The sequence below is a fragment of the Paenibacillus ehimensis NBRC 15659 genome, from assembly GCF_004000785.1.
GTDB lineage: Bacteria > Bacillota > Bacilli > Paenibacillales > NBRC-103111 > Paenibacillus_G > Paenibacillus_G ehimensis.
In genome coordinates this window covers 35,796-43,128 of sequence record NZ_BILX01000056.1, presented here as the reverse complement: position 1 = coordinate 43,128, position 7,333 = coordinate 35,796, and the positions used below count along the sequence as shown (strand labels likewise).

6 protein-coding genes are annotated in these 7,333 nt (G+C 56.3%); all 6 read right to left on the bottom strand.

Annotated elements, in window-relative coordinates; translation table 11 throughout:
• On the bottom strand, nucleotides 1–2,313 hold a 2,313-nt coding region (gene rnr, locus PEH01S_RS24875; protein ID WP_174807170.1), incomplete at its 3' end, for a ribonuclease R.
• Nucleotides 2,314–2,342: 29 nt separating this feature from the next.
• Nucleotides 2,343–3,146 (bottom strand): alpha/beta hydrolase, encoded by an 804-nt coding sequence (locus PEH01S_RS24870; RefSeq protein ID WP_025845136.1) that lies wholly within the window; start codon nucleotides 3,144–3,146, stop codon nucleotides 2,343–2,345.
• A gap of 121 nt (nucleotides 3,147–3,267) precedes the next feature.
• The gene (gene secG, locus PEH01S_RS24865) at nucleotides 3,268–3,507 is read right to left on the bottom strand and encodes a preprotein translocase subunit SecG (RefSeq protein WP_025845137.1); all 240 of its coding nucleotides are present in this window, start codon (nucleotides 3,505–3,507) and stop codon (nucleotides 3,268–3,270) included.
• 120 nt (nucleotides 3,508–3,627) lie between these two features.
• The gene (locus PEH01S_RS24860; protein ID WP_127488655.1) at nucleotides 3,628–4,338 is read right to left on the bottom strand and encodes a M50 family metallopeptidase; all 711 of its coding nucleotides are present in this window, start codon (nucleotides 4,336–4,338) and stop codon (nucleotides 3,628–3,630) included.
• Between the two features lie 112 nt (nucleotides 4,339–4,450).
• On the bottom strand, nucleotides 4,451–5,743 hold the full coding sequence (gene eno / locus PEH01S_RS24855) for a phosphopyruvate hydratase (RefSeq protein WP_025845140.1): 1,293 nt from the start codon (nucleotides 5,741–5,743) through the stop codon (nucleotides 4,451–4,453).
• A 45-nt stretch (nucleotides 5,744–5,788) separates the two neighbouring features.
• Nucleotides 5,789–7,333 (bottom strand): 2,3-bisphosphoglycerate-independent phosphoglycerate mutase, encoded by a 1,545-nt coding sequence (gpmI, locus tag PEH01S_RS24850; protein ID WP_127488653.1) that lies wholly within the window; start codon nucleotides 7,331–7,333, stop codon nucleotides 5,789–5,791.

Sequence of the window (7,333 nt, the reverse complement as noted above, 5' to 3'; positions counted from 1 at the left end):
GCGCGTTTTCGCGGCTGCCGGGCCCTTCCCGCGCCCGTTGCCGCCTGCGCCGCGCTTCCCGGCGCGTTCGCTCCGTCCGGCGCGCGCTCCGCCTGCGGCGGCTTTCCCTGCCCGACCCGCGCGTTTGGTCTTGCGTACGGCGTTCAGCGCGTCGACCAAGCTCATTTTCTGCGGTCGCGGCTTCATATCGACCATCTCGAAATCGATGGTATGCTCCTCCATGTTCACCCGCGAGACGCGCACCTTCACTTCATCGCCGAGGCGATAAATTTTGGACGTGCGCTCGCCGATAAGCGCGTGCTGAGCGTCGTGGAAGTGGTAGTAATCGTCCGTCAGATCGGATAGACGGATGAGTCCTTCCACAGTATTCTCCAGCTCTACGAACATCCCGAAGCTCGTCACGCTGCTGATGATGCCGTCGAACTCCTCGCCGACTTTGTCGAGCATGAACTCGGCCTTCTTCAGCGCCTCGGTCTCCCGCTCCGCATCGACGGCCACCCGCTCCCGCTCGGACGATTGCTTGGCAATATCGTCCATCCGCGAGGCCAAGTACTCGTGCCGCGCTTCGCTGAGCGTACCGCTCTCCAGCACCTCGCGAATGACGCGGTGAATGACGAGGTCGGGGTAACGGCGGATCGGCGACGTGAAGTGGGAGTAAAATTCCGCAGCCAGACCGTAATGGCCCAAACTCTGCGAATCGTACTTCGCCTGCTTCATCGAACGCAGCATCACCGTGCTGATAACCGTTTCTTCCTTCGTCCCCTTGATTTCCTCCAGCAGCGTCTGCAGCGCCCGGGGATGCACCGAATTGCCCTTGCCCCGGACAACATAACCGAAGTTCGTAATGAACTCCATAAAATGCTGCAGCTTTTCCGCGTCCGGGTCCTCGTGAATCCGGTACAGGAACGGCACTTTAAGCCAATGAAAATGCTCCGCCACCGTCTCGTTCGCCGCCAGCATGAACTCCTCGATGATCATCTCGGCGATCGTCCGGTCCCGCTTCACGATATCCGTCGGCTTGCCGTCCGCATCGACCAAAATTTTCGATTCCTGAAAATCGAAATCGATCGCACCGCGGCGCATCCGCTTCGAACGCATCTTCATCGCCAGTTCTTCCATCAGACGGAAGTCGTCCATCAGGTACGCATATTTCTCCAGCAGCTCCGGTTCCGGCGCTTCCTCGGTCAGCAGCTTGCGGACATTCGTGTACGTCATCCGCTCGCTCGTCTTGATCACACTTGTAAAAATATCGTGGCGCACCACATTCGCATCTGCGTCGAATTCCATCTCGCACGACATCGTAAGCCGATCCACCTGCGGATTCAGCGAGCAAATCCCGTTGGACAGCCGGTGCGGCAGCATCGGAATGACCCGGTCCACCAAATACACGCTGCACCCGCGGTTGTACGCTTCCTTGTCGAGCGGCGAGCCCTCGCGCACATAATAGCTGACGTCGGCGATATGCACGCCGAGCACATAATTGCCGTTCGGCAGCCGCTCCACGTTGACGGCATCGTCCAAGTCTTTGGCATCTTCCCCGTCGATGGTGACGATACGCTTACCGCGCAGATCGCGGCGGCCCTTCAGATCCTCTTCCGAGATCGCTTCCGGCACAGCCGACGCTTCTTCCATCACCTCATCCGGGAACGCTTCGGGCAGCTGGTGCTTTCGGATAATTGAGAGAATATCGACCCCGGGATCGTTTTTATGCCCCAGAATCTCCACCACTTCGCCTTGCGCCGCCGCGCGCCCTTCCGGGTACGATACGATTTTTACGACGACCTTGTGCCCGTCCATGGCGCCGCCGAACGATTCCTTCGGAATAAAAATATCCCGCACCACCCGCTTATCGTCCGGAATGACAAACGCATACTCCTCATGGGACTGGAAGAGACCGACGATCTGCGTATTGCCCCGGCTGACCACCCGGACCACTTCGCCCTCCATCCGGCCGCCGGACGGGCTCTTGGAAGTGATCCGCACGAGCACGATATCTCCGTTCATCGCCGTCGCCATATCGTTGGCATGGATGTACACGTCCGGATGATCCCGGTCGTCGGGAATGAGGAAGCCGAAGCCTTTGGCATGCGCCTGCAGCTTGCCGCGCAGCAGATTCATTCTCTCGGGCACCCCGTACCGTTCGTTGCGCGTACGAAGAATAAGTCCTTCATTTTCGAGTTCATTGAGCAGCTTAAGGAATGCTTTGAACTCCTCTGCGCTCTCCAGCACAAAGTGCTGCTCCAGCTCATGATACGTCATCGGCTTGTAGGCCGTCTCTTTCATAAAATCTAGTAAAGCTTCACGCGTTATCAATGTTCTCACCTGCCTTTTCTTTCTATAACCTATGTCTGAAGTTCCATGACCGCCTGTTTCCATGTCCCGACCTGGTCAAGCGTCGCCAAAAAACGGGATATATCTTCGTATACCCGTTCCCGCCACTCGTCAAGCAGCAGGCCATGGGAGGAATGGGGGTAATACTCGATTTGGCGGACGAGCGAGGAGACATGCCGGTAAATGTACTCTGCGCTTTTCGGAAGAACCATCCCGTCTTTCTCTCCCTGCCCGACAAATAACGGCGCCGATACTTGGCCCAAGCCCGCTTTGACAAGCTTCATCAGCTTCCGAAGATCGACCACGCACCGGACCGGCGTCTTATCATATGTACAGGCTTCCTCCGTCAGATGCGCAACCGCCGTCGGTCTCCGTTCAACGTATTTGATAAAATACTGCAGCAATAGGGCCAGCGATGTTTTCCGGCTGGACAGAAACATCGGTGCCGCCAGCGAAACCACGCCGTCAAGCCTTCGCTTCATCGCCAGCTCCAAAGCGAGCAGCCCTCCCATGGAATGACCGATCGCCACAATTTTGCCCCCATGAACCCGGCCGGCGGCCATTGTATCATAGCAGTGCAGCACATGGCCGGACCAATCGTCGAGGCCGGTTCTAATCATATCCTCCGGCGTCGTTCCATGCCCCGGCAGCAGAACCGCATTAACAGTATAGCCCAGATCGTTCAAATAATAGCCGAGCCGCCGAAGCTCCGACGGGGACCCCGTGAAGCCGTGTATGAGCAGCAGCTGCGTCGAGGCCAGCTCTCCAGCTCCTTCCAGCCGAAAAGGCTCCGTTGTTCTATATACGCGATTCAAGCGCCCCGCCTCCGTCTCACACCGTTCAGGATAGTCAAGGCCGCCTCTTCCTTCCTGCAGCATGTGAAAAGCTACAAAAAAACAGCAGGAGTAATATTCCCCTGCTGTCGCCTTTTTATGTTTACGCGCCTTTTACAAAGTACGCCACAATCAAAGATAAGACGAAGAATACAACCGCGAGACCCATAGTCAAACGGGACAAAAACAGCTCCAGCCCCCGCGCCTTCTTCTTTCCGAACAGATGCTCCGCCCCTCCGGAGATGGCACCGGACAAACCTGCGCTTTTTCCCGGCTGCAGCAATACGGCCGCAATCAAGCCAAGCGAAGCGATGACCAGGATGATCTTCAATGCTAATTCCATGATTCCACCTCCTGCAAAAATAAACGGACTTGTCCGAAAATAGACAGCATGCTTAGTATACCACAAAAAATACGCACTGACAAATCCTGTTGGATCGTCCATGCGTATTTTACAAAATCTTTACTCATCGAACGGCTGCCGGTAGGCGGGCCGAGGAGAACGTGACGCTTTGCGTCCGGTGAGAAACCATTTCAGCGCCCGCACCGCGCACCATAGGGAAAACAGCGTCAACAGCATGGCCCATCCGATGGCCGGAATCGGAGTCACCAGACTGAGGTTCGTCGCATCGCCGGCCTTCGCCGGATCGTTCCAGGCATACAGGATCAACGAGAACGGTCCGAAAACCGACTCTTCCAGCGTCAGGAACGCCAGCAGCAGGTAATACAGATCGCTGAGCCAGCGCGGCATAAACGCCAGCATCATCGTATTTAAGATAATGAAGCCCAACAGCCAGAAAATTCCGAACTCGTTGCGCACGAACAAGACAAGTGCCACGATGGCGATCGCTGTCATCACCTGCAATCCAAGCCGCTGCTTACCGCTGGCACGCATCCGGAACAGGAAGAACGCGAACAAGGAGGCCGTCGTATACCCTGCCAGCGCAATCGGTAGGAGACTCCACCGGCTCGTTACCTGCGAATACGTCACGCCGCTATGGTTCGCGAACAGCTCGATGTACATCACTTTGCCGGAAAGCGCCAACGTCACGATGGCATGGCCGAACTCGTGAATCATCGTATCAAGATTGCGAAAATAATCACTGAAGGGGATCAAATGCGTAAGAAAGGCCGATAAAATCAAGAAAAATACGGTCTTTAACAAATTACTCATGTGATCCCCTCCGGGTGAGTGTCAGTCGTCGTTGTAGGATTGACGTTCGTCAAAAACAATACCGCCTGACGGTTATTTTATTATGAAAACCGTGTACTTTACAACTGCAAACTTATTTGAAGTTTTTCAGGTTGTAAAATGCGGATTTGCCTGCGTATTGAGCGACGCTTGCCAGTTGGTCCTCGATGCGGAGCAATTGGTTGTACTTCGCCACGCGGTCGGTACGGGAAGGCGCACCGGTTTTGATTTGGCCAGCGTTCGTAGCCACTGCGATGTCGGCAATCGTGCTGTCTTCGCTCTCGCCGGAACGGTGGGAGATCACCGCCGTATAGCCGGCGCGTTTTGCCATTTCGATGGCGTCGAACGTCTCGGTCAACGTACCGATTTGGTTTACTTTAACCAGAATCGAGTTGCCGATGTCTTGCTGGATACCTTGGGACAAACGGTTCGTGTTCGTTACGAACAGGTCGTCGCCGACGAGCTGTACTTTGCCGCCAAGCTTCTCGGTAAGCAGCTTCCAGCCTTCCCAATCGTCTTCGGAGCAGCCGTCTTCGATCGTGATGATCGGGTATTTGTCTACCCAGGAAGCGAGGAAGTCCACGAATTCAGCGGAAGTGAACGACTTGCCTTCGCCTTCAAGATGGTATTTGCCGTCTTTGAAGAACTCGGTGGAGGCCACGTCCATGCCCAGGAATACGTCGACGCCCGGCTTGTAGCCTGCGCGCTCGATCGCCGTGATGATCGTTTGAATCGCCGCTTCGTTGGAGCTCAGGTTCGGCGCAAAGCCGCCCTCGTCGCCTACCGCGGTGTTGAGGCCTTGCTCTTTCAAAACGTTTTTCAAGCTGTGGAAAATTTCCGCGCCGGTACGCAGCGCTTCTTTGAAGGTCGGAGCGCCAACCGGCAATACCATAAACTCCTGCACGTCCACGTTGTTGTCCGCGTGTGCGCCGCCGTTGATGATGTTCATCATCGGAACCGGAAGCGTTTTGGAGTTGAATCCGCCGAGGTAAACGTACAGCGGAACATCCAAAGCTTCAGCCGCTGCGCGAGCTACGGCCATGGAAACAGCGAGAATCGCGTTCGCGCCAAGCTTCGCTTTGTTCGGTGTGCCGTCCAGCTCGATCATGCGCTTGTCGATGCCGACTTGATCAAGGGCGTTCATGCCGATGATTTCCGGCGCGATCACGTCGTTCACGTTCTCAACGGCTTTCAGTACGCCTTTGCCGAGGTAACGGCCTTTGTCGCCGTCGCGAAGCTCTACGGCTTCATAAGCGCCTGTCGATGCGCCGGACGGAACGATCGCGCGGCCGCGCGCTCCGGATTCCAGATACACTTCCACTTCTACGGTCGGGTTACCGCGGGAATCAAGCACTTCACGGGCGTATACATTGGAGATTACAGTCATTGCTAGAACACTCCTTCTCGTTTTTTAATCCATTTTGCAAAAGGGTTAACCGCGTGCTGCAACGATCGATTTACCGGTCATTTCTGCCGGCTGCGTCAAGCCCAGAAGCTCGAGCATCGTCGGGGCGATATCCGCCAAAATGCCATCGTTTCTTAGTGTAACACGACTGTCGGTCACAATGAAAGGGACCGGATTCGTCGTATGTGCGGTGTTGCGCGAGCCGTCCGGATTCGTCACAATATCGGCGTTGCCGTGGTCGGCCGTAATCAGTGCGACCCCGCCCTTCGCCAGAATGGCGTCGACGACTTTGCCGAGGCACTCGTCCGTCGCTTCGATGGCTTTGATCGTCGGCTCCAGCAAACCGGAGTGTCCGACCATGTCGGGGTTGGCAAAGTTCAGGATGATCACGTCCTGACGCTCGGCCTCGATCTCCTTCACCGCCGCTTCCGCCACCTCGTAAGCGCTCATCTCCGGCTTCAGGTCATACGTCGCTACCTTCGGCGAGTTGATGAGGATACGCGTTTCGCCCGGGAGCTCGACGTCGCGGCCGCCGCTGAAGAAGAACGTGACGTGCGGATACTTTTCCGTCTCCGCAATGCGAAGCTGCTTCAGATTATTCTGAACCAGCACCTCGCCGAGCGTATTGTCCAGATTCTTCGGTTTATACGCAACGTAGCCGCCCACGGTTTCGCTGAAGAGGGTCAGGCAGACGTAGTGCAGATCTTTAGGCCACTTGTCCCCACGATCGAAGCCGCGGAAGTCGCTGTTGGTGAACACCTGCGACAGCTGGATGGCCCGGTCCGGCCGGAAGTTGAAAAAGATGACCGCATCGCCGGACTCTACCAAGCCGACAGGCGTTCCGTCCTTCTTCACGATCACCGTCGGCATGACAAACTCGTCGAATACGGAACGGACGTACGATTCCTTGATGGCGTTCATCGGGTCCTCAAAGGACGGTCCATCTCCGTATACCATCGCGCGGTACGACTTCTCCGTACGCTCCCAGCGCTTGTCGCGGTCCATGGCGTAATACCGCCCTTGCACCGTTGCGATATGTCCGACGCCAAGCTCCGCAATTTTGTTTTGCAGCTGCTCCATATAGCTCACGGCGCTGTCCGGCGCCACATCGCGGCCGTCCAGGAACGCATGAATGTATACTTCGTGGAAATTTTCCTTTTTGCACGTTTCCAGAAGGGCGAACAGGTGTGCGATATGGCTATGTACGCCGCCGTCGGACAGCAGTCCGTACAAGTGGAGCTTTTTGCCGTTCTCGCGGGCATGCCGGATCGCTCCCAGAATCGTTTCGTTCTCGAAAAACTCGCCTTCGCGAATCGATTTGGAAATCCGCGTCAAGTCCTGATACACGATCCGTCCGGCGCCGATGTTGAGATGGCCCACTTCCGAGTTGCCCATCTGTCCTTCCGGCAACCCGACCGCTTCGCCGCAAGCGGTCAGTGTCGTATGCGGAAACTGGCTCCAATACCGGTCGTAATTCGGCTTTTTCGCCTGTGCTACCGCATTGCCCTGCGTTTCGCCGCGAAGGCCGAAGCCGTCCAGAATGATCAGTGCTACCGGTTTCGGTCTGGCCAT